This window comes from Mycobacterium sp. E796 (assembly GCF_001672815.1).
GTDB lineage: Bacteria > Actinomycetota > Actinomycetes > Mycobacteriales > Mycobacteriaceae > Mycobacterium.
Genome location: NZ_LZKK01000054.1, coordinates 1 through 23,098 on the forward strand (window position 1 = coordinate 1; position 23,098 = coordinate 23,098).

Annotated in this window: 30 protein-coding genes; 18 read left to right on the plus strand and 12 right to left on the minus strand. The window is 69.3% G+C overall.

Features of this window, described 5'->3' with window-relative positions; translation table 11 throughout:
* Nucleotides 1-151: FAD-linked oxidase C-terminal domain-containing protein (locus tag A5706_RS32040; protein ID WP_156766949.1), on the plus strand; the 151-nt coding region annotated here is incomplete at its 5' end.
* Nucleotides 148-1,062, plus strand: a complete 915-nt coding sequence (locus A5706_RS04995) for a diacylglycerol kinase (RefSeq protein WP_068127660.1) — start codon at nt 148-150, stop codon at nt 1,060-1,062. The genes A5706_RS32040 and A5706_RS04995, both read left to right, overlap by 4 nt.
* Here the strand turns inward: A5706_RS04995 and A5706_RS05000 are convergent, their stop codons facing one another.
* Nucleotides 1,063-2,073: an Lrp/AsnC family transcriptional regulator gene (locus A5706_RS05000; protein ID WP_068127662.1), complete on the minus strand. Its 1,011-nt coding sequence runs from the start codon at nt 2,071-2,073 to the stop codon at nt 1,063-1,065. It abuts the gene before it with no gap.
* Between the two features lie 123 nt (nt 2,074-2,196).
* On the opposite strand from A5706_RS05000, the gene A5706_RS05005 reads away from it, so the two are divergent.
* The gene (locus A5706_RS05005; RefSeq protein ID WP_068127721.1) at nt 2,197-3,054 is read left to right on the plus strand and encodes an LLM class flavin-dependent oxidoreductase; all 858 of its coding nucleotides are present in this window, start codon (nt 2,197-2,199) and stop codon (nt 3,052-3,054) included.
* Between the two features lie 9 nt (nt 3,055-3,063).
* Here A5706_RS05005 and A5706_RS05010 read toward each other — a convergent pair whose 3' ends face one another.
* The 3 genes from A5706_RS05010 to A5706_RS05020 form a co-directional block, all read right to left on the minus strand.
* A complete protein-coding gene (locus A5706_RS05010) occupies nt 3,064-3,576 on the minus strand; it encodes a DUF3145 domain-containing protein (RefSeq protein ID WP_067160110.1) in 513 nt (170 codons plus the stop codon).
* Between the two features lie 123 nt (nt 3,577-3,699).
* The gene (locus A5706_RS05015; RefSeq protein WP_068127665.1) at nt 3,700-4,524 is read right to left on the minus strand and encodes a serine hydrolase; all 825 of its coding nucleotides are present in this window, start codon (nt 4,522-4,524) and stop codon (nt 3,700-3,702) included.
* A complete protein-coding gene (locus A5706_RS05020; RefSeq protein WP_068127667.1) occupies nt 4,521-5,540 on the minus strand; it encodes a class I SAM-dependent methyltransferase in 1,020 nt (339 codons plus the stop codon). The genes A5706_RS05015 and A5706_RS05020 overlap by 4 nt, the downstream gene beginning before the upstream one ends.
* 141 nt (nt 5,541-5,681) lie before the next feature.
* Between A5706_RS05020 and A5706_RS05025 the strand changes: the two genes are divergently transcribed.
* From A5706_RS05025 to A5706_RS05035, 3 genes are read left to right on the plus strand one after another with little or no spacing between them, the layout of a single operon-like run.
* Entirely contained in the window at nt 5,682-6,767 is a 1,086-nt protein-coding gene (locus tag A5706_RS05025) for an S-(hydroxymethyl)mycothiol dehydrogenase (protein ID WP_068127669.1), read from the plus strand.
* Nucleotides 6,767-7,390, plus strand: a complete 624-nt coding sequence (locus A5706_RS05030) for an MBL fold metallo-hydrolase (protein ID WP_068127671.1) — start codon at nt 6,767-6,769, stop codon at nt 7,388-7,390. The genes A5706_RS05025 and A5706_RS05030 overlap by 1 nt, the downstream gene beginning before the upstream one ends.
* 54 nt (nt 7,391-7,444) lie before the next feature.
* Nucleotides 7,445-7,723 carry a hypothetical protein gene (locus tag A5706_RS05035; RefSeq protein WP_156766955.1) on the plus strand — a complete coding sequence of 93 codons (279 nt, stop codon included), beginning with the start codon at nt 7,445-7,447 and terminating at the stop codon, nt 7,721-7,723.
* Here A5706_RS05035 and A5706_RS34895 read toward each other — a convergent pair.
* From A5706_RS34895 to lnt, 3 genes are all read right to left on the minus strand, one after another.
* Nucleotides 7,720-8,871, minus strand: coding sequence for a PE family protein (locus A5706_RS34895; RefSeq protein ID WP_082964201.1), 1,152 nt, complete (start codon nt 8,869-8,871; stop codon nt 7,720-7,722). The two genes, A5706_RS05035 and A5706_RS34895, sit on opposite strands and share 4 nt — an antisense overlap.
* An 81-nt stretch (nt 8,872-8,952) precedes the next feature.
* Nucleotides 8,953-9,681, minus strand: coding sequence for an SHOCT domain-containing protein (locus A5706_RS05045; RefSeq protein WP_068127674.1), 729 nt, complete (start codon nt 9,679-9,681; stop codon nt 8,953-8,955).
* Nucleotides 9,678-11,168 (minus strand): apolipoprotein N-acyltransferase, encoded by a 1,491-nt coding sequence (gene lnt, locus A5706_RS05050; protein WP_369831802.1) that lies wholly within the window; start codon nt 11,166-11,168, stop codon nt 9,678-9,680. The genes A5706_RS05045 and lnt overlap by 4 nt, the downstream gene beginning before the upstream one ends.
* 44 nt (nt 11,169-11,212) lie before the next feature.
* On the opposite strand from lnt, the gene A5706_RS05055 reads away from it, so the two are divergent.
* From A5706_RS05055 to A5706_RS34900, 4 genes are all read left to right on the plus strand, one after another.
* A complete protein-coding gene (locus A5706_RS05055; RefSeq protein ID WP_068127676.1) occupies nt 11,213-12,169 on the plus strand; it encodes an SDR family oxidoreductase in 957 nt (318 codons plus the stop codon).
* A 13-nt stretch (nt 12,170-12,182) separates the two neighbouring features.
* Nucleotides 12,183-13,289: an SAM-dependent methyltransferase gene (locus tag A5706_RS05060; protein WP_068127678.1), complete on the plus strand. Its 1,107-nt coding sequence runs from the start codon at nt 12,183-12,185 to the stop codon at nt 13,287-13,289.
* Nucleotides 13,290-13,359: 70 nt separating this feature from the next.
* Nucleotides 13,360-13,776: a hypothetical protein gene (locus A5706_RS05065; protein WP_068127680.1), complete on the plus strand. Its 417-nt coding sequence runs from the start codon at nt 13,360-13,362 to the stop codon at nt 13,774-13,776.
* A 68-nt stretch (nt 13,777-13,844) separates the two neighbouring features.
* A complete protein-coding gene (locus tag A5706_RS34900) occupies nt 13,845-14,618 on the plus strand; it encodes a hypothetical protein (RefSeq protein ID WP_068127683.1) in 774 nt (257 codons plus the stop codon).
* A gap of 10 nt (nt 14,619-14,628) precedes the next feature.
* On the opposite strand, the gene A5706_RS05075 is transcribed toward A5706_RS34900, so the two are convergent.
* Complete coding sequence (locus tag A5706_RS05075; RefSeq protein WP_068127685.1) at nt 14,629-15,051, minus strand: MarR family winged helix-turn-helix transcriptional regulator; 423 nt, start codon at nt 15,049-15,051, stop codon at nt 14,629-14,631.
* 96 nt (nt 15,052-15,147) lie between these two features.
* Between A5706_RS05075 and A5706_RS05080 the strand changes: the two genes are divergently transcribed.
* From A5706_RS05080 to A5706_RS05090, 3 genes are all read left to right on the plus strand, one after another.
* Nucleotides 15,148-15,684: a DUF1360 domain-containing protein gene (locus tag A5706_RS05080; RefSeq protein ID WP_068127687.1), complete on the plus strand. Its 537-nt coding sequence runs from the start codon at nt 15,148-15,150 to the stop codon at nt 15,682-15,684.
* Nucleotides 15,685-15,698: 14 nt separating this feature from the next.
* The gene (locus A5706_RS05085; protein ID WP_068127696.1) at nt 15,699-16,112 is read left to right on the plus strand and encodes a ChaB family protein; all 414 of its coding nucleotides are present in this window, start codon (nt 15,699-15,701) and stop codon (nt 16,110-16,112) included.
* Between the two features lie 91 nt (nt 16,113-16,203).
* A complete protein-coding gene (locus tag A5706_RS05090; RefSeq protein WP_197517745.1) occupies nt 16,204-16,431 on the plus strand; it encodes a DUF2795 domain-containing protein in 228 nt (75 codons plus the stop codon).
* 27 nt (nt 16,432-16,458) lie between these two features.
* Here A5706_RS05090 and A5706_RS05095 read toward each other — a convergent pair whose 3' ends face one another.
* Both A5706_RS05095 and A5706_RS33425 read right to left on the minus strand, forming a co-directional pair.
* The gene (locus A5706_RS05095) at nt 16,459-17,298 is read right to left on the minus strand and encodes an SDR family oxidoreductase (protein ID WP_068127700.1); all 840 of its coding nucleotides are present in this window, start codon (nt 17,296-17,298) and stop codon (nt 16,459-16,461) included.
* A 32-nt stretch (nt 17,299-17,330) separates the two neighbouring features.
* Complete coding sequence (locus A5706_RS33425; protein ID WP_197517746.1) at nt 17,331-17,507, minus strand: hypothetical protein; 177 nt, start codon at nt 17,505-17,507, stop codon at nt 17,331-17,333.
* A 219-nt stretch (nt 17,508-17,726) separates the two neighbouring features.
* Between A5706_RS33425 and A5706_RS05100 the strand changes: the two genes are divergently transcribed.
* Both A5706_RS05100 and A5706_RS05105 read left to right on the plus strand, forming a co-directional pair.
* Nucleotides 17,727-18,284, plus strand: coding sequence for an MPT63 family protein (locus tag A5706_RS05100; RefSeq protein ID WP_068127703.1), 558 nt, complete (start codon nt 17,727-17,729; stop codon nt 18,282-18,284).
* Between the two features lie 94 nt (nt 18,285-18,378).
* Nucleotides 18,379-19,314 carry a lysophospholipid acyltransferase family protein gene (locus A5706_RS05105; protein WP_082964202.1) on the plus strand — a complete coding sequence of 312 codons (936 nt, stop codon included), beginning with the start codon at nt 18,379-18,381 and terminating at the stop codon, nt 19,312-19,314.
* A gap of 30 nt (nt 19,315-19,344) precedes the next feature.
* On the opposite strand, the gene A5706_RS05110 is transcribed toward A5706_RS05105, so the two are convergent.
* Together A5706_RS05110 and A5706_RS05115 are read right to left on the minus strand one after the other, a co-directional pair.
* Nucleotides 19,345-20,091 (minus strand): winged helix family transcriptional regulator, encoded by a 747-nt coding sequence (locus A5706_RS05110; RefSeq protein ID WP_082964203.1) that lies wholly within the window; start codon nt 20,089-20,091, stop codon nt 19,345-19,347.
* A 198-nt stretch (nt 20,092-20,289) separates the two neighbouring features.
* Nucleotides 20,290-20,526 (minus strand): CsbD family protein, encoded by a 237-nt coding sequence (locus A5706_RS05115; RefSeq protein WP_068127705.1) that lies wholly within the window; start codon nt 20,524-20,526, stop codon nt 20,290-20,292.
* Between the two features lie 302 nt (nt 20,527-20,828).
* Here A5706_RS05115 and pyrH point away from each other — a divergent pair, with 302 nt between their 5' ends.
* Genes pyrH through A5706_RS05130 form a run of 3 tightly spaced genes read left to right on the plus strand, consistent with a single transcriptional unit; the run spans nt 20,829 to nt 23,097 of the window.
* Nucleotides 20,829-21,578: a UMP kinase gene (gene pyrH, locus A5706_RS05120; protein ID WP_068127707.1), complete on the plus strand. Its 750-nt coding sequence runs from the start codon at nt 20,829-20,831 to the stop codon at nt 21,576-21,578.
* Between the two features lie 15 nt (nt 21,579-21,593).
* Nucleotides 21,594-22,151 (plus strand): ribosome recycling factor, encoded by a 558-nt coding sequence (frr, locus tag A5706_RS05125; protein ID WP_068103487.1) that lies wholly within the window; start codon nt 21,594-21,596, stop codon nt 22,149-22,151.
* 16 nt (nt 22,152-22,167) lie between these two features.
* On the plus strand, nt 22,168-23,097 hold the full coding sequence (locus A5706_RS05130; protein WP_068127709.1) for a phosphatidate cytidylyltransferase: 930 nt from the start codon (nt 22,168-22,170) through the stop codon (nt 23,095-23,097).
* The last annotated feature ends 1 nt before the right edge of the window (nt 23,098 follow it).

The window sequence follows — 23,098 nt, forward strand, 5'->3', positions numbered from 1 at the left end:
CGGCACCATCACCCACCATCATTCGGTCGGCGCCGACCACCGGCCCTGGATGCGCGACGAAGTCGGCGAGCTCGGCGTGCAGGTCCTGCGCGCGGTCAAGGCGACGCTCGACCCGGCCGGAATCCTCAACCCGGGCAAGCTGATTCCGTGAACGCTCAGCGCGAGATCGGCAAGGTGACCGCGCTGACCAATCCCGTCTCGGGTCACGGCGCCGCGATCCGCGCCGCGCAGGTCGCGATCGCCCGGCTGCACGAGCGGGGCGTGCAGGTCATCGAGATCATCGGCGACGACGCCGAGGACGCGCGCCACCTGGTTGCCGCCGAGCTCGAGCGGGGCACCGACGCGGTGATGGTCACCGGCGGCGACGGCGTCGTCTCCAACGCGCTGCAGGTGTTGGCGGGCACCGACGTTCCGCTGGGCATCATCCCGGCCGGCACCGGCAACGACCACGCCCGCGAATTCGGCATTCCCACAAGGGATCCCGAGGCCGCCGCGGACGTCGTCGCCGACGGCCGGACGCAGACCATCGACCTGGGCCGAATCACCTGGGACCACACCGAAAAGTGGTTCGGCACCGTCGCGGCCACCGGCTTCGACTCCCTGGTCACCGACCGCGCCAACCGGATGACCTGGCCGCACGGGCGGCTGCGCTACTACCTCGCGATGCTCGCCGAGCTGTCGCAGTTGCGGCTCTTGCCCTTTCGCATGGTGCTCGACGGCACGCGGGAGATCGACGCCGACATCACGCTGGCGGCGTTCGGCAACACCCGCAGCTACGGCGGCGGCCTGCTGATCTGTCCCAACGCCGATCCCACCGACGGCCTGCTCGACATCACCATGGCGCATTCGGCGTCCCGCACCAAGTTGGTCCGCCTGTTCCCCACGGTCATGAAGGGCACGCACGTCGACCTCGACGAGGTGACCACCGCGCGCGCCAAGACGATCCACGTCGAGTGCCCCGGCATCAACGTCTACGCCGACGGCGACTTCGCCTGCGCGCTGCCCGCCGAAATTTCCGCGGTTCCCGCCGCGCTACATGTCCTGCGGGGCGCGGTCTCCTGATCAACGCGCGGTGCGGGTCGGGCGGGGATTGACGAGCCGTCCGTGGCTCACGAGCGAGCCGTGTTGCTTGAGACGTCGAGTGCGGACGTTGACCTCGTAGCTGAGGATCTCCCCGATCTGCCCGAGTTCCTCGCTGAGGTACCGGTACAGATCGTCGCCGTCCCGGCAGATGGCGATCGCCATCAGGTTCTTGGACCCGCTGGTGGCGCCCGCGAACGCGATGCGGTCGTGCGCCGCGATCCGCTCGCCGACGCTGTGAATATCCTTGGGCGCCACCGTCATCCACAGCATGGCGCTGAGCTGGTATCCGATCCGCTCGGGCAACACGTCGACGTCATAAAGCAGCGCACCGCAGGCCTCCAGCGCCGCGAGCCGCCGACCGACTCGCGCCACCGACCAGCCCGTGCGGGCGGACAGTTGCGCCTGCGGCGTGCGGCCGTCCTCGGCGAGGGCATCCAGGAGGGGACGGTCCTCGGCCGTGATCACCGGCGGCCGATCGGAGCGCACGGGACGGGGCCCCTCGGCCAGGATCTCGGCGGCCTGCCGCTCGGAGAGCCGGTCGCCGTAACCGGTCCAGGGCATGCTTGCCGGCTGGCCGAACGAGTGCAGCATCAGGTCTACGGTGATGTCGGTGACCGAGGTGGCTCGCGGGAGTAGCTGCAGCAGCAGATCCTCGCGATGATCGCCCAGCGGTGCCCGGATGACGCAGACCAAGTCGGTCCACCCGGCCAGCACGTTGGCGTGGGACACCTCGGGCCGGCGCACCAGCGCGTCGGCCAGCAGCGGGATGCGGTCGGGGGCGGCGCGCATCCGGCATACCCAGCTCGCCTCGCCGTCGGTCCACCCGTTCTCGAGGCCGACCACCCGCATCACGCCGTCGCGGCGCAACCGGTGATATCGGCGCGCGACCGTCTGCTCGCCGGCCTCGATCACGGCGCCGATCCGCCGGAACGACACCCGGGGCGCCAACTGCAGCGCATGCAAAATCTGCGCGTCTAGCCGATCGATCACGGTGGAAAGTATCCGACAATCAGGGTCTAGATGAGGACTTCTCTCTAATCTCGGCGCATCGATCGTTGATTTCCAGCGACCACTGCCAGCCTGGAACCCATGAACCTGACGGGCATGCACACCATGCGGATCGGAATTGGACTGCCCAGCCATATCGCCCACGTGGCGGGGCCCTTGATCGTCGAGTGGGCCCGCCGAGCCGAGCAGCGCGGGTTCGCCAGCGTGGCCGCGATCGACCGGCTGGTGTACGAGAGCCTCGACGCGATCGCCGCGCTGTCGGTGGCCGCGGGCGCCACCACCGACATCGGTTTGATGACCAATGTGCTGCTGGCCCCGCTGCATCCGGCGGTGCTGTTGGCCAAGCAGATCACCACCGTCGCCGCCGCATCCGGTGACCGGCTCACGCTCGGGTTGGGTGTCGGGAGTCGACCCGACGACTACACCGCCGTCGGCGTCGACTTCCGGCGGCGCGGGCGCATCCTCGACCAGACCGTCGCCTTGCTGCGCGTCGCGTGCGACGCCAAGGTGATCGCCGGCGACAAGGCGCTCAGCCCGGCGCCGGCGCGGATCCCGATCTTGTTCGGTGGACGCGCCAACGCGACGATCCGGCGCGCCGCAACGATCGGCGACGGCTGGGCCGCCGGAGCGCTGCGCGAGTATGCCAACCAGTCCGCGCTCGCCGACCGGGTGCGTGCGGCGTGGGTGGAGGCGGGCCGCCCGGGCCGTCCCCGGCTGCACGCCAGCGTCAACTTCGCCCTGGGCGACGCCGACGCCGTCGCCGCCGGTCGCGCAAACCTTTTCCGCTATTACGGGTTCAAACCCGACTACGCCGCCCTCAACGTCGACGACATGGTCGCCTCACCCGAGGATGCGGCACAGACCGTGCGCGCCTACCGCGACCTGGGCTTCGACGGGCTGGTGTTCCACCCCTTCGTGGCCGATATCGAGCAGGTCGACCGCCTCGCGGACGCGGTCTTGTGACGGAGCCGCTTACCCGACGCCGCGGCTGAGCCAGGTCACTTCCCCGGCGTCGCCGCCGTCGCGATACACCTCGAGCGCCTCGTCCCACGCCGTGCCCAGCACCGAGTCCAGCTCGGCGGCCAGATAGTCGGCGCCCTGCGCCATCATCGACCGCAGCCGCATCTCCCCGACCATGACGTCGCCGTTGGCGCTCATCGACCCGCTCCACAGGCCGAGCTGCGGGGTGTGGCTGAACCGCTGGCCGTCGACCCCCGGGCTCGGGTCCTCGGTGACCTCGAACCGCAGTACCGACCACGAGCGCAGGGCGTTGGCCAACCGGGCGCCGGTGCCCACCGGCCCGACCCAGTTGGTGACCGCGCGCAGCTGCCCGGGCATCGCCGGCTGCGGCGTCCAGACCAGGTTGGCCTTCGACTGCAGGGTCGACGACAACGCCCACTCGACGTGCGGGCATACCGCCGCGGGCGAGGCATGGACGTACACCACACCCGTCGTCACGTCGGCAAATTGGTTCGACGCACGCATCTCCTGCTCCTTCGGTTCCACGAGGGACGTCTTCCCCAACGACCTGGTGAACCCGTACAAGCGGGATGCATGTGAATTTTTGTGTCCTGCGTGTCTATTGTGCCCTCTGATACCCCTGTTGCGCTAGTGTGCGGAGTGGTCAATTATGACTGCATCCGAAATCGCCGGCCAGGGTCTGTGCGCCCACTCGCCGAAATCGCGGTCGGTCAGCACCACCAGCGCCAGGTCGACCTCGGGATCGACCCAGATAAACCCGCCCGACTGGCCGAAATGGCCGTACGTCCGCGCCGAGTTGCGCGACCCCGTCCAGTGCGGCGATTTGCCGTCGCGGATCTCGAAACCCAGGCCCCAGTCGTTGGGCCGCTGCACCCCGTAGCCGGGCAGCACCCCGTCCAGGCCGGGAAACTGCACGGTCGTGGCCTCGGCGTGCAGCTGCGGCGACACGATGGCCGGCCGCAGCAGCTCACGGGCGAAGGCCGCCAGGTCGGCGACCGTCGAGGTCGCGCCGAATCCGGCGGCCGCGGCGCCACCGTTCAGCCGGGTAGTGGCCATGCCGAGCGGCTCGCACACCGCCTCGGACAGGTAGCGGCCGAACTCGATTCCCGACTCGGCCTCCAGGGTCTGGGCCAGCACGGTGAAGCCCTGGTTTGAATACATCCGCCGGGTGCCGGGCTTGGCCAGCACCCGATCGTTGTGCATCGCCAGGCCCGACGCGTGCGCCAGCAGGTGCCGGACCGTGGAGCCGGGCGGGCCGGCGGGGGTGTCGAGCTCGACGACGCCCTCCTCGATGGCGATCTGCGCGGCCCGGGCCACCAGCGGCTTGGTGACCGAGGCCAGCTCGAAGACCCGCGCGGTGTCGCCGTGGCTGGCCAGGACCCCGGCCGGCCCGACGACCGCGGCGGCCGCATTGGCCACCGGCCAATCGTCGAGCGCGTCGAGGGCGGTCACTTCCTGGCGATGTAGTAGCTGTTGATCGGGTCCCCCTCGATCTCGGTCACCCGGACGTCGGCGAACCCGGCGTCGGCGAGCATCGACGTGGCCAGCTGCGTCCCCCAGGCGGTGCCCAGCCCGACGCCGTCCAGCGCCAGCGACACCGTCATGCAGTGCATCAGCGAGACCGTGTAGAGGTAGGTGCTCATCGGGACGTCGACGTTGTCCTCCAGCCGGCTCGACGCCTTGATGTCGGCCATCAGGAAAACGCCGCCGGGGCGCAGCGCGCGGTAGATGTTCTCCAGCACCCGGGCGGGCTGTGCCTGGTCGTGGATGGCGTCGAATGTCGTGATGACGTCGTAGGCGTCGGTCTTGTCCAGGTCGGTCAGGTTGTGCGCCTCGAAGGAGGCGTTGGTCAGGCCGAGCCGGGCCGCCTCCTCGACCCCCGTCGCGATGGCCTCTTTCGAGAAGTCGATGCCGGTGAACCGGCTCGCCGGGAACGCCTGGGCCATCACGTTGATCGCGTGTCCGCTGCCGCAGCCGAAGTCGGCCACGTCGGCCCCGGCGCGCAGGCGGTCGGGCAGGCCGTCGACCAACGGCAGCACGACGTCGACGAGGGCGATGTCGAACACCGCGGCGCTCTGCTCGGCCATCAGCGCGTGGAAGCGCGGGAACTCGCTGTACGGCAGCCCGCCGCCGTCGCGGAAGCAGCCGACGATCTTCTGCTCCACCTCGCCGAGGTGCGGGAGGAACAGGGCCACCAGAGCAAGGTTGTCCGGGCCGGCCACGCGAGTGAGTACGGCCGCCCGGTGGGCGGGCAGCGTGTAGGTGGCGGTGGCCGGGTCGTAGTCGACGACGTGCCCGGTGGTCATGCCGGCCAGCCACTCGCGCACATAGCGTTCGTTGAGGCCGGCGGCCTCGGCGATCTGCGCGCTGGTGGCCGGCGGGAGCCCGGCCATCGTGTCCAGCAGGCCGGTCTGGTGCCCGATGCTCAGCAGGATCGTGAGGCTTGCGCCGTCGATGGCCGCGACCATTCGCCCGGCGAATTCCTCTGTGGTTTCGGAGGTTGTCTCAGGTGCCGTCACGTTCTGCAGACGCTACACCGGCTTGGCTAGGCGTCCAGTCTGCGAGACTCGACGCAACGACGCGCAGAGCCCGCCAGTAGGTTGGTGCCCATGAGTCAGACAGTGCGCGGCGTGATTTCACGCAAGAAGGGCGAACCCGTCGAGCTGGTCGACATCGTCGTCCCCGACCCCGGGCCCGGCGAGGCGGTGGTCGACGTCATCGCCTGCGGGGTCTGCCACACCGACCTGACCTACCGCGAGGGTGGCATCAATGACGAGTATCCGTTCCTGCTCGGCCACGAGGCCGCCGGCCGCGTCGAAGCGGTGGGGCCGGACGTGACGGCGGTCGAGCCGGGCGACTTCGTGATCCTGAACTGGCGCGCCGTGTGCGGGCAGTGCCGGGCCTGCAAGCGCGGCCGTCCGCACCTGTGCTTCGACACGTTCAACGCGGCGCAGAAGATGACCCTGACCGACGGCACGGAACTCACGCCGGCGCTGGGCATCGGGGCGTTCGCCGACAAGACGCTGGTGCATTCCGGCCAATGCACCAAGGTCGACCCGCAAGCCGACCCCGCCGTCGCCGGCCTGCTCGGCTGCGGCGTGATGGCCGGCATCGGCGCCGCGATCAACACCGGGGCGGTGACCCGCGACGACACCGTCGCCGTAATCGGCTGCGGCGGGGTGGGCGACGCCGCGATCGCCGGGGCCGCGCTGGTCGGGGCCCGGCAGATCATCGCGGTCGACACCGACAACACCAAGCTGGACCTGGCCCGCAAGTTCGGCGCCACCCACACGATCAACGCCCGCGAGTTCGACGTGGTGAAGACGATCCAGGACCTCACCGACGGCTTCGGCGTGAACGTGGCGATCGACGCGGTGGGCCGGCCCGAAACCTGGCAGCAGGCCTTCTACGCCCGCGACCTCGCGGGAACCGTTGTGCTGGTTGGCGTTCCGACGCCCGACATGCGCCTGGAGATGCCGCTGGTGGACTTCTTCAGCCACGGCGGCTCGCTGAAGTCGTCGTGGTACGGCGACTGTCTGCCCGAGCGCGACTTCCCCACCCTGATCGACCTGTACCTGCAGGGCCGGCTGCCGTTGGACAAGTTCGTCTCCGAGCGTATCGGCCTCGACGACGTCGAGGAGGCGTTCCACAAGATGCATGGCGGCAAGGTGTTGCGTTCGGTGGTGCTGCTCTGATGGTGGACATCGATCGGGTGGTGACCCACGGCACGTTCGAATTGGACGGCGGCAGTTGGGAAGTCGACAACAACATCTGGCTGATCGGCGACAACTCCAACGTGGTGGTGTTCGACGCCGCCCACGACGCGGCGCCGATCGTGGAGGCCGTGGCCGGCCGCCATGTGGTCGCGGTGGTGTGCACGCACGGCCACAACGACCACGTGACGGTCGCGCCGGAGCTCGGCAAGACCCTCGACGCGCCGGTGCTGCTGCATCCCGCCGACGAGGTGCTGTGGCGAATGACGCACCCGGACAGCGACTTCCGCTCCATCTCCGACGGGCAGACGCTCAGCGTGGGGGGCACGGAGTTGCGGGCGCTGCACACCCCGGGCCACTCCCCCGGATCGGTGTGTTGGTATTCGCATGACCTGGGCGTCGTGTTCAGCGGCGACACCCTGTTCTCCGGCGGCCCCGGCGCCACCGGCCGCTCGTATTCCGATTTCCCGACGATCCTGCAATCCATCTCGGAGCGCCTCGGCACGCTGCCCGGCGAGACGATCGTGCACACCGGCCACGGCGACAGCACCACCATCGGCGACGAGATCGTGCACTATGAAGAGTGGGTGGCCCGCGGCCACTAGGCCGGGCTGCCGCTCACTCAGCAGAAACGGCTCCGCCCAACGAAAATGGAGTACGTGGACGATAGGGCCGAATCCGACCTGGCGTGGGAACTGGCTGATGCGGTCAGCCCGCTATTGACCGACCGCGACCGCAGCCGGTTTTACGCCGCGATCGGGTCCGGCGAGTCGTACACCGCGATCGACACGGCCCTGCAAACCATGGCACGGCAGCGCGCGCCGATATCGTCCGAGCTTTTCACCAAGCTCACCGACTGGCTCGGGGCATACACGCACAGCGCCGACGCGCCGCGGCTGCGCGGGCTGCTGCGCGCCCTCGAATCGCCTCTGGCTTAGTTCGCGGGCGGTCGAAGACCGAGAGCGCCCAGCAGTTCGTCGCGTCCCCACGGCTTGCTGGTGGCGGCCTCACGAAGTTCGTTCCGCCATTCGTCCTTGTCGCGCAGCCCCAATCGCAGCTTGTCGCGCAACCCCCGAAGGCTTCGCAGCCGTAGCGGCGGGATGGGCAGCGGCACTGCCGCTTTGTCGCGGTCGGAGTGATCCGGCTGCGCGGCATCGCCCGGGTGCGCCGGGCCGCCCTGGTGCAGCGGCTGCGCCTTGGGTGCCGTTGGGATGGCCGGGGCGGCGGGCGGGGGTACCGCTTCGACGGAGCCCGCCGGTGCGACCGGCTCCCCCAAGCCGGTGACGGCGGCGGAATGGCCGCTGACGCCGTCCAGCCCCGGCAGCACCGCCGCGGCCGGGTAGGCAGTCGACATGACGTGGGGCGCCGGCGGCGGTGGCGCAATGCCCGGCACCAGCGGCCCGGCCGGCGCAGCCGGCGCCGCCCCCCAGGTAGGTGCGACGGCCGCCGCGGCGGTGGCTCCGCCGGCGCTGACGGCGCCACCGGCCGGCTGAGGGGCGTCGCCGCCCCCACCGCCACCGCCGGGGCCGCCGCCGTCAGCGGTGACCCCGTTGGCGCCGCCGGCATTGCCACCTGGCGGGCCACCGGCCGCTGCCGCGTGGGCGTCCCCGGCGGATGCGCCGACGCCAGCGCCCGCGTGGTTGCCGCTGACGGGCGCCGCACCGACGCTGCCCGGCACCGGCCCACTGGTTCCGCTGTGTTGCGCGGCATCCAGCGCCCCATGGGCGGTATTGCCGATCAGGTGCCCGGCGGGAGACTGGCTGGCCGCGCCGACAAATTCCTGCACCTTCTGCAGCGGCGACGCGTTGACGGCCTCCGTACTGGCGTACGCACCAGCGCTCGCGCGCAGGACCTGCACAAACTGGTCGTGGTAATACGCGGCCTGGGCGCCGGCGGCCTGATAGGCCTTCGAGTGCGCGGAAAACAGCGCCGATACGAACGCCGAGACGCCATCGCCGCCCGGGGCTTCCACCCCCGCGGTCCCGGCCGCGGCGGTCGAATTGGCCGCACTGATCGTCGACCCGACCGAGGCCAGATCCCCGGCCGCTGCCGCCAGCATGTGCGGCGTGGCGGTCACCTCCGACATGAGCTACCTCCCAGCCCCAGGTCGACCTTGTACGGCGGATCGTAGCGCGGTCGGAACGGACATCCTAGGGTTCGGGCCGAATCAATGCCCCTCGAGGATCCGGCGCTTCTCGGCCTCGAACTCCTCCGCGGTCAACGCTCCGGAATCCCGCAGCGCCGCCAGCGTTTTGAGCCGCTCGAGGCGGACCCCCTCGTCGCTGGGTTCCACCGGGGTCGTCGGCGGGGACACCGGCACCGGCGGTGGGTAGTAGGGGTTGGCCGCCACCACCGCCTTGCGCCGGGTGCGCGACAGCCAGAGGCCCGACAGGATCGAGCCGACCAGTCCCGCCACGAACAGCCCGACGAACAACCACACCAGAAAGCCGTACGAACTCTTGTGCCCGAAGGCCAGGCGCGGGTTGATGTATCCGTTGACCTGGCCGTCGGTCGTGATGTTGTAGGTGCCGGCGACGGGAATCTGCGCCACCCACACGCGCACATGCGCGTCGTTGTTGACCGTCGTTGTGCTGCCGATGCTTTCGCTGAGCGCGGGTTGCGCGACCCCGTCGGGCGGCGCGATCGTCACCCCGAGCGGCGGCACCGGCAGGCCGCCGTTGGGACTGCCGACGACGACGGCGTGCAGGCTGATGGTGACCTCACCGGCGGGCAGGTTCAGGCTGTTCGACCCCGGGATCGGCACCTCGCCGTAGGCGTTGTACTTGTCCAAAAAGAACGCGTTGAGCACCAGCGCGACGATGAACCCGGCCACCGACACGACCATCAGCACGACGGCGGTGGACAGCGAAATCTTCGCGAGCCGACGGCTGGTCATCCACGCAGTGTGGCACCGCGGCCCAGGCGACGCCAGGTAAGCAGCGCGGAGCCGACGAGGATCACCACCGCCAGCACCGGCACCCAATCCCCCAGCCGTACGTACGGCGTGGCGGTCGATCCCATCGGGACGTCGACCACCGTGACGCCCCGAAATCCGGACGGACACCAGGCCAGGCGGTGGCCTCGGGCGTCGAAAACCGAGCTGTCGCCGGACAACCCGACGTGCACCGCCGGCCGGCCCGCCTCCACGGCGCGGACCGCGGGCTGGGCGGCCAGCTGCGGCTGCGCCCAACTGCCTTGGAACGACGACGTGGAGCTCTGGTACACCAGCAACCCGGCGCCGAGCCGCGCCTCCCGGCGGGCCAGGTCGGAGAACAGGGTCTCGTAGCTGACGAGCGGCCCGACGGGCAGGTCGCCGGCGTGCAGCAGCACCGGGCCGGTCCCCCGCTGCCGGTCCTGCGCGGCGGCCCGGCTGTGCCGGGTGATCCAGCCGAAAAGCGTTCGCAGCGGGACGTATTCGCCGAACGGCACCAGCCGGGTCTTGCGGTAGCTGCCCAACACCCCGGTCTCGCCGACGAGCACGGCCGACTTGTAGATGCCGCCGCCCGGCGCGGGCGCGTCGACGTTGACCAGCAGGTCCGCGCCCACCCGCCGGGACAGGTCGGCGAGCCGGGCCAACACCTCCGGGTGGGCCGCGAGGTCGGATCCCACGCTGCTTTCTCCCCAGACGACCAGATCGAGCCGCTCGCCGGCGAGCCCCGCGGTCAGCGCCTCGCCGGCCGCCAACCGCTCGCCGGCCTCGGCGATCTCCCCGGGCTGCACCAGCGCCACGCGCACCGTCGCGCCGCCGGCCGGCGACGGGCCCAGCACGTACCACAACGGGCCCACAGCGACGCACGCCACCGCGCACCCCAGCGCCACGGCACGGCCCAGAGCGTCGCGGTGCACCAGCACACCCACCAGAGCCGTATTGCACGCGGCCACAAGGAAACTCGTCAACCACACTCCGCCCAGCGATGCCGACGCCAGCGTCACCGGCTGGGCGGCCTGCGATGCGCCGAGCGACGCCCACGAACCGCCCAGCGGTGGCCAGGATCGCGCGACTTCGGCCAGCACCCACGCGCTGGGCAGCACCACGACGGCCGCGACCGTTCGCCGAAAGCCGACGGGCGCCGACAACAACCGATGCGCCAGCCACCCCCACGGCAGCCACAGCGCACCCAGCCCGGCGGCCAACACCAGCAGCAGCGGGCCGGCGCTGGTCACCAGCCAGTACTGGGTGACCAGCACAAACCCGGCCACACCGCACCAGGCCCGCGCCGCCCCCGCCCACGCTGACGGCGCCCCCCGCACCAGCAACAGCAGCGGAACCAGGCCGACCCAGGCCAGCCACCACCACGCGAGCGCGGGGAAGGCGAGCGCGGGCAGCGCGCCGAGCACCAACGCGGCGATCAGATTTCCGCAGGGGTTCGCTGACCGCGACACAAAGAGCAGACTAGGACCGGTCTCATACGAGAGGAGTGAAACGCATGGCCAACGATCTCGTCGCCACGGTTCCCGACCTGTCGGGCAAGCTGGCAATCGTCACCGGGGCCAACAGCGGTCTGGGGTTCGGGCTGGCCCGGCGCCTGTCGGCCGCCGGCGCCGACGTCGTGATGGCGATCCGCAACCGCGCCAAGGGGGAAAAGGCGATCGAGGAAATCCGCGCCACGGTTCCCGACGCCAAGCTGACCATCAAGGCCCTCGACCTGTCGTCGCTGACGTCGGTCGCCGCGCTGGGCGAACAGCTCAACGCCGAGGGCCGCCCGATCGACATCCTGATCAACAACGCCGGCGTCATGACGCCACCGGAACGCGACACCACCGCCGACGGCTTCGAATTGCAGTTCGGCAGCAACCATCTCGGGCATTTCGCGCTGACCGGACACGTGCTGCCGCTGCTGCGCGCCACCAAGGGCGCCCGCGTCGTCTCGCTGAGCAGCCTCGCGGCCCGCCAGAGCGGCAAGATCCACTTCGACGACCCGCAGTTCGAGAAGTCCTACGCCGCCATGTCGGCCTACGGCCAGTCGAAGCTGGCGGTGTTGATGTTCGCCCTCGAGCTCGACCGGCGCAGCCGCGCGGGCGGCTGGGGCATCGTGTCCAACGCCGCGCACCCGGGCCTGACCAAGACCAACCTGCAGATCGCCGGCCCCTCGCACGGCCGCGAACGGCCCGCCCTGATGGAGCGGCTGTACAAGGCGTCCTGGCGGTTCACGCCGTTCTTGTGGCAGGAGATCGACGAGGGGATCCTGCCGGCGCTGTACGCGGCCGCCGCGCCGCACGCCGAGGGCGGCGCCTTCTACGGGCCGCGCGGGTTCCAGGAGCTGGCCGGCGGCGGGGTCGCGTTCGCCCGAGTGCCCAAGGCCGCCCAGAACGAGGACGACTGCCGGCGCCTGTGGGAGCTTTCCGAGCAGCTCACCGGAGTCAGCTATCCGGGGCCGAACTGACTATCGTTGGTGCATGCGGCCGGAACGTCGACTGCCCGAGTCGAGCATCGTGGTCCGGCCAGAGCCGACGGACAGCGCGACCTACACCCAGTCGTCCCGGCTGCAGGCCGCCGGCCTGGCCCAGGGCATCGCCTTGTTCGAGCGCGCCGCCGAACAGGTGCCGATCCCCACGGCTCCGCAGCCGATCGTCATCGCCGACTACGGCGCCGCCAACGGGCACAACTCGCTGAAGCCGATGTCGGCGGGCATCGCGGTGCTGCGCCGTCGCACCCGCCACGACCACGCGATCCTGGTGGCGCACACCGATGTCCCGGACAACGACTTCACCGCGCTGTTTCGAACGCTGTCCGACGACCCGGACAGCTACTTGCATTCGGACACAGCGAGTTTCGCCTCGGCGATCGGGCGGTCGTTTTACGGCCAGATCCTGCCGTCGAACACGGTCAACCTCGGCTGGACGTCGTGGGCGACGCAGTGGGTGAGCCGGATCCCCTGCGAGCTACACGATCACGTGCACGTCGGCTACAGCACCGACGACGCGGCCCGCGCGGCCTACGCGCACCAGGCCGCCGTGGACTGGAACGACTTCGTGGCGTTCCGCGGCCGCGAGTTGGCTCCCGACGGGCGGCTGGTGGTGATGACATCGGCGGTCGACGAGGACGGCACGTCGGGCTTCCGGCCGCTGCTCGACGCGATCGTCGCGGCGCTGGCCGATCAGGCGCGGGACGGCCTGCTCGGCGAGGACGAGATGCGCCGCATGGCCATCCCCACATTCGCCCGTAGTGAGAAGGACTTTCACGCGCCGTTCGCGCCGAGCGGGCGATTCGAGGGCCTGAGGATCGAGCATCTCGAGACATTCAACGCCCAGGACCGATTCTGGGCCCGGCTCCAAATTGACGACGACGCAAACGCTTTCGGCGCGCAATGGGCGGCGTTCGCGCGGGCCGCGCTCTTCCCGGCCCTGGTGGGCGGGCTGAACGGCGGCGCCGGTGACCCGCGAGCGGCCGCGTTCGTCGACCACCTGGAGACCGCCGTTGCTGGACGCCTGTCAAGCGCGCCCGAGCCCATGCGGATTCCGATCGCCACAGTGGTGCTCGTCAAGCGCGGCCGATCGCAGTGACGAGCGTTTCGGCCCGCCACCACAGCGGGTAACCCCCGCAGATAGTCGCCGGACTCCAAAGGGGGACGTCATGAGCGTGCAGGACGACAAAGTGGCTGGCCAGGAAGAAGACCAGCGGGCGACCGACCAGGAGTCGGGCGAGCAAGACGATCGGCAGCAAACCGAAAAGCCGGAGCCGAACGAGGAGCACAAGGAAAAGGCCGCCGAGATGATGACGGCCTACGAAGACCGCCCCACTCTGGTGCTGCCGGGTTCCGGCGCGATGGTGACCGGCACGGCGGTCAACGATTGGCTGGACGACGAGGGCAACCCGAAATGCGAGACGCCCGAGGGTGCCGACCCGAACGCCGGCTCGGACCAACAGGACGAAGGCAGAGACCCCGAAGCATACAAAGAGCAAATCGAGAAGGATAAGGCCCTGAACGAGGAGCTGAAGAAGGCCGCGGCCGAGGAGAACAAGGGCGAAAAGCGCCCCAGCAAAAGCTGATTCAGCGGGCGCGCGGAGCTAACTGGCTCAGTAGGGTCGGGATTTCCGGGAACCCCGGGATCGGTTCGTTGATCCCGGGGATTGGCGGCAGCGCCGGGATCGCGGGGATTCGCGGGATCCGTGGGAGCGGCGGCTCGGCGACTGCCGGCGGTGGCGCGGGCGGCTCGGCCGGTGCGACGGGCTCTTGGGCCGCCGGCGGCGGCGCGGGACTGGGTGCATCGCTCGCGGGCGGCAACGGCGGTCTGCTCGCCGGGGCCGGCGGCAACGGCGGGGCGGGCGGAACGGGCGGAATCAGTACCTCGGTGGGCACCGCCGGCGCCGGCGGGCACGGCGGCAACGCCGGCCTGCTGTTCGGTGGCGGCGGAGCCGGCGGAGCGGGCGGTGCATCCGCGGTTACGGGCGGCACCGGCGGTCATGGCGGCGCCGGCGGCAACGCGGGCGCGTTTTGGTCGGACGCCGGTGCCGGCGGTGACGGCGGGACCGCGAGATTCGGCGGGACCGGCGGGGACGGCGGGAACGCCGGCCTCATCGGCTTCGGCGGAACCGGTGGGTTCGGCGGGCAGGGCACCATCGCCACCAGCACCGGGGGAGCGGGCGGGGCCGGCGGCCAAGCCGGCCAGTGGTTCGGCGACGGCGGCGCCGGGGGCGCCGGCGGCAATGCCGGCGTGACCGCCACCACCGGGGGAACCGGCGGCAAGGGCGGGGCCGGCGGCGGCGCGGTGGGGGTCGGCGACGGTGGCAACGGCGGCAACGCCGGGATCGGCCACACCACCGCGGCTACCGCCGGCCCAGGCGGCCCGTCCGGAATCTTCGGCGAAAACGGTCAGGACGGTCTGACGTAGCCGCCGGAAGTCAGTCCGATCCGAGCTTTTCGAGCGTGCGCTTGAACTCGCGTCGCTGCGCCTCGGTCAGCTTGCTCAGCACCCGGGCGTCGGCGGTCCGGACCGCGGCTTCCGCGCGCTTCAGCAGCGCGCGGCCCTGAGCCGTCAGCGTGGCCGGTAACGCCCGTCCGGAGGAGACCGACGCCGGCCGCTCCACCGCGCCGACGTCTTGCAGCCCGCGCAGCACGGTGTTCATCGCCTGCGGTGTGACGTTGGTGTGCCGGGACAATTCCGCGCTGGACATGCCCGGATTCATCGAAAGGATGCGCATGCAAACGAATTCGGGCAGCGTCAAGCCCAGCGGACGGAGCACCCCGGCAACCTCCGGCCGCAGCACGGCTTCCACCCGGTACAGCAGGTAACCGAGCGGAGCATCTTCAACCTGACCACCCATGTCAGCGATCTTGACATATCCCGGGCACGCCGCCGCTGAGGTTGGCCGGTGCGGCCCGTCGTGATTTTCCCGGCCGCAAAGGGGTAACCCACGCCCATGGGCGAAGCAACCGAAGTTACCGAACGAGTGGCCGAGCGCGCGCGGCGCGAGGCCGACGCGTACCGCGGCGACAATCCCCGACCGCTGGAGGGCTACTCGGTGGTCCTCGGCATTTACGGCCTGCTGGTCGCGCTCACGGGCGTTTTGGCCGTGGCCACCGGGCGCAGGCTGCCGCAGCGCTGGAGCCTGCAGGACCTCGCCACCGTCACAATCGGCACCCACAAGTTGTCGCGCACGATCTCCAAGGATGCGGTCACCAGCCCGTTGCGGGCGCCCTTCGCGCACTACGCGGGTGCGGGCGGCCCGGCCGAGGTGATGGAGGAAACCCGGCACACTAGTGCGCTGCGCCACAGCCTCGGTGAGCTGTTGACCTGCCCCTTCTGCCTCGACATGTGGGTTGCCACCGCGTTCGTCATCGGGCTGATCTTCGCGCCGAGGTTGACCCGCCTGATCGCGGGAACCTTCACCGCCCTGGCGGGCGCGGACTTCCTGCAGCTTGCCTACGCCAAGGCACAGCAAATGACCGAGGGCTGACACGAGGAGGTTCGATGCCCAAGACCACGAAGGGCGGCGCGCCGAAGAAGAGCGAGTTGCCCAGCACACTGCGCCGTTCCAACGCCAAAGCGCAACGCACGTTCGCGAAAACCCACGACTCGGCGGCCGACGAATACGGCGACGAGGAGCGCGCCCATCGGGTGGCGTACTCGGCGCTGAAGCACAGCTTCGAAAAGGTCGGCGACCACTGGGAGCCCAAAGAGGAGAAGGGCCCGTCGGACGAGCTGGCCGAGGGCGGCGGCCCGCGTAACACCGGCCGCTCGGCCGAGGGCGTCGACGCCAACGCCAGCAAGAAGCACCTGCTCGACGTCGCGCGCCGGCTCGATTTGCGTGGCCGCTCGACGATGAGCAAATCGGAGCTCGTCGAGGCGATCAAGAAAGAGAACCGGCGGGTGCGCGGCCGCTGAATCGGCGCGTTTAGGCCGACATTCGCTGGGCATCCCGAGAGCCATGGTCGCGTCTACTACCCGCAGTCAACTCCGAAAGTGCCTCAACGACGTGGACTTTCCGGCCAACAAGCAAGACCTGCTCGACGCCGCCGATCGCAACGGCTGCGACGACGACACCGTCCGCGCGCTGCGCGGGATCCCGCCCGAGACCTACAACAACGTGGCCCAGGTCGCGTCTTCGGTGACCATCGCTGACGAAGGGGACAGCGATGGCGCCGGGAAGCCCGGCGCCGAAAGCCCGATCGTCGAGGAATTGGGCGAAAACCGGTATTCCTGAACGCCTTTGGCGCTACAGAATTTGGCGCTACAGAATTGGCCGGCCGCCGGTCACCGCCACTCGCGCGCCCGAGATGTAGCTCGCGTCGTCTGAGGCCAGCAGCACGTAGATGGGCGCCAGCTCGGCCGGCTGGCCGGCGCGCCCCAACGGCACGTTCTCGCCGAAGGATTCCACGCTGTCCGGGGGCATGGTCGACGGGATCAGCGGCGTCCAGATCGGGCCGGGGGCCACGCTGTTCACCCGGATTCCCTTGTCGCCCAACAGCTGTGCGAGGCTAGCCGAAAAGTTGGCGATGGCGGCCTTGGTCGCCGCGTAGGGCGCCAGGGTGGGATTGGGCGTATCGGAGTTGACCGAAGAGCTCCCGATGATCGACGACCCGGGGCGCAGGTGCGGCAGCGCCGCCTTGACGAGATAGAAGTACGCGCCGACGTTGAGCCGGAAGGTGTAGTCCCATTCCTCGTCACTGATCTCTTCGAGGTCCTTGTGCATCATCTGGTAGGCGGCGTTGTTGACGAGGATGTCGACGCCGCCGAATTCGTTTACCGCCCGGTCTACGACGTCGCGGCAGTGGGCCGGGTCGGACAGGTCGCCGGGGACCAGCACGCAGTTGCGGCCCGCGTCTTCGACGTAGCGGGCCACGTCGCGGGCGTCGTCGTCCTCGTTGAGGTAGGAAATCAGCACGTCGGCACCTTCACGGGCGAACGCGATGGCGACCGCGCGGCCGATGCCGCTATCGCCGCCGGTGATGATCGCCTTTTTGCCGGTGAGCTTTCCGGAGCCCCGGTAGCTGTTTTCGCCGCAGTCCGGAATGGGCTTCATTTGTGCCTGAATGCCCGGAGCGGTTTGTTGCTGGGCCGGAAAGCCCATGGCCACTTCCCCTTTCGTGATTCGGGTGACTTTTACGATTCGCGGGTTGCGGGCCCGGCCGTGGGAATGTCCGGATCGTCGTCGGCCGGCGGCTCGGGTTCGCGCCATTCCTCCGCCCGGCTGGACCGATTGCCCTGCACCGTCCCGCTGAGCTCGTGCTTCAGTTCGTCGTCTTCGCGTGGACTGTGCTTGGCGTTTCCGCGTTCCATCGGCGGCTCCCTCGGGTAGGCAGATGAGTTCTAGCCTGCGGCTACCCCTTGCCGCCCCGAATAATCACGCGGCATTCGGCAACCAATGATGCCCCTGTGAATTCTGTGGCGCGAAAAGCGCTGCGGCGCGATTCATTCGTGTTTAGCGCCGAGGCCAAAAGGTTATGCGACGCCCAGTGGGTATCGCCCTCCGTGGGTGTTCGACACGAAAGGAAAACCATGAAGGTCACCACAACGGCGCTAAAGAGCGCCATTGCTGCCGGCGGTATAGCGGCCGCGGGCTTATTGGCAGCGGCAAGCGCTTCCGCTGCACCCAACATCCAGGGGTTCGGCACCAGCGAACAGCTCGTCGACGGGCCCATGATCACCAACTACACGGTGAGCAACCTGCAGCCGAGCAACGTTTCGATTCCCGGCTACACCCCCAAGGGGACGCTGTATCAGGCCGACATCACGGCCAGGTCCGACGCCGGGATCGTTACCCCGATGGTCAAGGACTTCAGCGCCCGCGGCCCCAACGGTCAGACTTACAAGCTGATCGATAAGGCCGGCGCGCCAGGCGCCCTGAACCCGGCGCCGATCCCGCAGGGCCAAGAGTCGACCGGCACGCTGTACTTCGACGTGACCGGCGCGCCCCCGAACGGCGTCGTCTACAACGACGGGCTGCAGGACATCCTGATGTGGACGTCGAACGTGCCTGGCGGCGCGGCTCCCGGCGTCCCGCCGAATGCAAGTCCGGCACCCGGCCAACCGCCGGCCCCGGCGCCGCATACCTGATCCGGTTGCAAACATCTCCCCGCGCTACCCCGATAGCGCGGGGAGATTTGCGTATGCGGGAATCCCCCGCGCCGGAATCGGGTATGCGAAACCCATGAGTAACCCCGATCACAGACCAGCGGAAGTACGTGCGCAAGCGAAGCTCCACGCCAGGCGGGCGCGGGTGACCATGGACGAGCGGCGCAGCCGGCAGGACGGCGGCATCAGCGGCTGGCTGGCCAAGCGGGCCGGGCAATGGGACCTCAGCGGCCAGGACGAAGCCACGTTGCAGCGCCAGAAGTTTTTCTGGAATGTGCTGGTGGACTACTGGTTCCGCATGGAGATCGACGGCTGGGAGAACATCCCCGAGCCGCCGGCCCTGTTGGTGGGCATCCACTCGGGTGCCCCGTTCGTCTGGGACGCCTGGACCGTCGGCCTGCAATGGTGGCGGCGCTTCGGTCAGGACCGCCCCCTGCATGGCACGGCGCACGACGCATTGATGGCCATCCCGCTCTTCGGGCGGTACTTCCGGTGCATGGGCGTGCTGCCGGCCGCGCCGGACGCGATCGCCACGGCGTTGGCGGAGGGTCGCGACGTGGCGCTGTGGCCCGGCGGGGAAGTGGACTCGTTGCGCCCGTGGCGGGAACGGGATTGCGCCAACCTGGCGGGCCGAAAGGGCTTCGTGAAAATGGCGATTCGCGCCGGGGTGCCGATCGTGCCGATCGCGACCGTCGGCGGCGCCGACGCGATGCCGGTGCTGATCCGCGGCGACCGGCTGTCGAAGGCGCTCAAACTCGATCGCCTGCTGCGGCTCAAGGTTTTCCCGCTGGCGGTCTCGCTGCCGTGGGGGATCGCCCCGGCGGCGCTGCCCCAGCTGCCGCTGCCGGCCAAGATCCGGACCCGCTTCATGCCCGCCGTCGAGCTCGATCACGATCCCGCGCGCGCGGACGACGACGAGTACGTCGACCGCAAGTACCACGAGGTCGAAGGCGCGATCCAGGACGGCATGGACGCGCTGGCACGCAAGCGGGCATTACCGCTGTTTGCCTGATTGGTCAGCGAAAGCTGCGGCGTGGCAAGGCTATTGAGTGACGGGATCCGTCGCGGGCCGCGCCGTCGACGTCCAGACCGGGGTCAGCGTCGAGCCGCTGAGAATCCATTGCGGTTGCGGCGGTGTGGGCGCCATGTAGCCGACGCCGCGGACGGTGTCGATCATCGATTCGTGTTCCGGACCGAGCTTGGCACGCAGGCGCCGCACGTGAACGTCGACCGTGCGGACGCGGCCGTTGCAGTCGTAACCCCACACCTCGTGCATCAGCCGGGTGCGGGTAAACGCCCGGCCGGCATGCTGCACAAGGAAATTCAACAACCTGAACTCGGTGAGCGTCAGGCCCAGGTCCTGCCCGTCCAGCGTGCCCGTGAAGCTGGCCGGGTGCAGCACCAGGTCGCCGAATTTCAGGCTGCCTTCCATCGCGCTGCGCCGCCGCGAAATCGCCAGCCGCAGCCGGGCCTGCAGTTCGTCGGCCCCGGCGGCGGGCAGCAGCACGTCGTCGAAATGCCAGTCCACGTCCACCGCCACGAAGTCCGCCGATGTCACCACGGCCACCACCGCAATGGACGGTGCATCGGCCGTCAGGCGCCGACAGGCCGCCCTGGCCGCATCGAGGTCGTTGCGCGCGTCGATGATCGCGACGTCCGCGCTGCCGCGGTGTCCGTCGATATGGCCGGTAAGGGGGGCGCGCCGCACGGTTTGGGTGAACGACCTCAGCGTGGGTAGGGCCGATTCGAAATCGTCTGCGTCGGTGAGCAGTAGAACTTCCAAAGACATCTCCAAACTCGTGAGTTTGTCATCGCCCCCCACCCGTAGGCACCTCACGGCGAGATGTCTGCCAGCGCAGCGCTGAGTACCCGATTCAGAGTTAACTATGCAAAGTTTATTGCGCGTGTGCACAGGATCAATACTCTGCCCCGGGAAAGTCAATGGGTCCGGCCCGTTTTCACGGACCGGACCCATTGCAGCGACCAGCTACTGGTTGGCCTTCTGACGCTGTTCGGCCGCCTCGGCGCCGCCGCGAGCGGCCTCCGCTTGCGCTTCCTTCTTCGCCGCGTCGCGCTGGGCTTCCGCCTTGTCCTGCTGGGCCTCGCCCTCGCGCGTGAGGTCGTCCCGACCGGTCACCGCGCCGACTGCTTCCTTGGCCTTGCCTTTGACGTCCTCGACGACGCCCTTAACGGCTTCGGCAGGTCCCGATTTGTTGTCCGCCATGGATCTGTTCCTCCTCATTGGCGTGCGTGGTTGAGCAATTTCGCTCAACGCCGACCGCCCAAGCGATCGGCCCCGTCACACGGCGAGGCTTGGCCCTTATTCTCAAGGCCGTAGGTTCGCCCCCCGCGTTGGTGCGGATTCCCCGACCCGCCGCTCGCTCAAACATCCGACACCGGAAGGAAATCGCCAACTGCGCAGATAATGCACCCCGCCGGCGCAACATTGTGCTGCGATGAGGCAGGATGTGAAATGCCGTTCCGGATGAGTTCGCCCCGGGATGGCACTCTCATGCGAGGAGTCTGATGACGGAGCCGACGAACGGGGCTTCCGGCCAGCCGGAGAGCCGATCCAAGTATTCGAGAGTGTTGCTCAAGCTCGGCGGTGAAATGTTCGGCGGCGGCCAGGTCGGCCTGGACCCCGACGTAGTGGCGCAGGTCGCCCGCCAGATCGCCGAGGTGGTCCGCGGCGGCGTCCAGGTCGCGGTGGTGATCGGCGGCGGGAACTTCTTCCGCGGCGCGCAGCTTCAGCAGCGCGGCATGGAGCGCACCCGGTCGGACTACATGGGCATGCTCGGCACCGTCATGAACAGCCTCGCCCTGCAGGACTTCCTGGAAAAGGAGGGCATCGTCACGCGCGTCCAGACGGCGATCACCATGGGCCAGGTCGCCGAGCCGTACATCCCGCTGCGCGCCGTCCGCCACCTGGAGAAGGGCCGGGTGGTCATCTTCGGAGCCGGTATGGGCCTGCCGTACTTCTCCACGGACACCACGGCCGCGCAGCGGGCGCTGGAGATCGGCGCCGAGGTGGTCTTGATGGCCAAGGCGGTCGACGGCGTTTTTTCCGCCGATCCGCGGCATCATCCCGAGGCCGAGCTGATCACCGCGATCAGCCATCGCGAGGTCATCGACCGCGGGCTGCGCGTGGCCGATGCCACGGCGTTCAGCCTGTGCATGGACAATGGCATGCCGATCCTGGTGTTCAACCTGCTGACCAATGGGAATATCGCTCGTGCGGTCGCTGGTGAGAAGATCGGAACGCTGGTTACGACCTGAGGGGAAGACGCGGAAATGATCGACGAAGCTCTCTTCGACGCGGAAGAGAAGATGGAAAAGGCCGTATCCGTAGCCCGCGACGACCTGTCCACCATCCGAACCGGCCGCGCCAACCCGGGCATGTTCAACCGCATCGTCATCGACTACTACGGGACCAACACCCCGATCACGCAGCTGGCCAGCATCAACGTCCCCGAGGCGCGCCTCGTCGTCATCAAGCCCTACGAGACCAGCCAGCTGCACGCCATCGAGACGGCTATCCGTAACTCCGACCTGGGCGTCAATCCCACCAACGACGGCACCCTGATCCGGGTGGCGGTGCCGCAGCTCACCGAGGAGCGCCGCCGCGAGCTGGTCAAGCAGGCCAAGCACAAGGGGGAAGAGGCCCGCGTGTCGGTGCGCAACATCCGTCGCAAGGCGATGGAGGAGCTGCACCGGATCCGCAAGGACGGCGAGGCCGGTGAGGACGAGGTCAGCCGGGCCGAGAAGGATTTGGACAAGACCACCCATCAGTACGTCACCCAGATCGATGAGTTGGTCAAGCACAAAGAAGGCGAGCTGCTGGAGGTCTAGCGGCCGCTCAGCAATCATGTCCGTGGCAACCACCGGCGCAGGCAATCCGCCCGACGAGCCCCCGCGTCCGCCAAAAAACAGCATGCAGCAGCCGGCCACCAAGACGTCGCGGGCGGGACGCGACCTGCGCGCTGCGATCGCGGTGGGCGTCAGCATCGGCGCCGTTCTCGTCGTGACGCTGATCTTCGCCCCCCGCCTCTGGGTGCTCTACTGCGCCGCGGCCATCCTGGTCGCCAGCCACGAGGTGGTGCGTCGGCTGCGCGAAGCCGGATACGTCATCCCGCTAATCCCGCTGCTGATCGGCGGGCAGCTCACCGTCTGGCTCACGTGGCCGTACCGTTCCGCCGGCGCGGTGGCGGGCTTCGGGGCCACCGTCGTGGCCTGCATGGTGTGGCGGCTGTTCATGCAGGACAACAGCAAGCGGCCGGAGCCGTGGGCCGGTTCGCCGTCGGCGAACTACCTGCGCGACGCGTCCGCCACCGTCTTCCTCGCCGCCTGGGTCCCGCTGTTCGCCTCCTTCGCCGCGATGCTGGTCTACCCGAAGGACGGCGCCGGACGGGTGTTCTGCCTGATGATCACCGTCATCGCGTCCGACGTGGGCGGCTATACCGTGGGGGTGCTGTTCGGCAAGCACCCGATGGTCCCGGCGATCAGCCCGAAGAAGTCTTGGGAGGGGTTGGCCGGGTCGCTGGTCTGCGGGATCACCGCCGCGATCCTGACCGCGACCTTCCTGGCCCACCGACCAGTGTGGGTCGGCGCGTTGCTGGGTGTCGTCCTGGTTATCACCTGCACGCTGGGTGATCTGGTGGAGTCTCAGATCAAGCGTGACCTCGGCATCAAAGACATGGGTCGGCTGCTGCCCGGCCACGGCGGGTTGATGGACCGGCTCGACGGCGTGCTCCCGTCGGCGGTCGCGGCCTGGACGATCCTGACGCTCGTGCGCTGAG